Source organism: Mesorhizobium sp. M7A.F.Ca.US.014.04.1.1 (assembly GCF_003998745.1).
In the GTDB taxonomy this organism is placed as follows: domain Bacteria; phylum Pseudomonadota; class Alphaproteobacteria; order Rhizobiales; family Rhizobiaceae; genus Mesorhizobium; species Mesorhizobium ciceri.
Genome location: NZ_RZRW01001401.1, coordinates 1 through 538, shown reverse-complemented (window position 1 = coordinate 538; position 538 = coordinate 1). Strand labels below are relative to the sequence as shown.

Sequence of the window (538 nt, the reverse complement as noted above, 5' to 3'; positions counted from 1 at the left end):
CTGGTTGGGCCGATCCGGCAGGTTCACGCCCTTGCGGGTGGCGCTCACGTGATCGCCGTTGAAATAGGCGGTGCGCTGTTCGAACTCCGTAAAGTCTTCCACGGAACGCAGCGAGCGCTTGGATCCGTGGATCTGCTGGTTGAACAAGCCGCGCAGGCTGGTTGTGTCGAGCCGGAAGCGCTCGGCTTGCGGCCGCACGTCCGGGGTGAGGTGAAACGCCCCGTTGGTGTGGAAATTGGAATGGCAATCGAGGCAAGCGACACCCGTGCTTTGCATCGCTACCTTCCTGTCCTCGGTCTGGTTGAATTCCTCCTGCGGAAATGGCGTCAGCAGCAGACGAAGTCCTTCCATCTGCACGGGCGTGATGATGCCGTTCATGTATTCGTAGAAGTTGCGTATCGTCAGCAGATCCCCTCGCGACACATCTCCAAGCTCCGGGTGCGTGGTCAGAAATATTGGAGGTGGAAACTCCGGGGTAAGGTGATCCGGTAGATCGAAATCGACGTCGAAGCGTCGCAGATCGCGTCCTTCATCAGCG

1 pseudogene is annotated in these 538 nt (G+C 59.1%); it reads right to left on the bottom strand.

The window, feature by feature from the left end:
• A pseudogene (locus EOA22_RS36775) lies at positions 1 to 538 on the bottom strand (cytochrome B6); the annotation flags it as partial.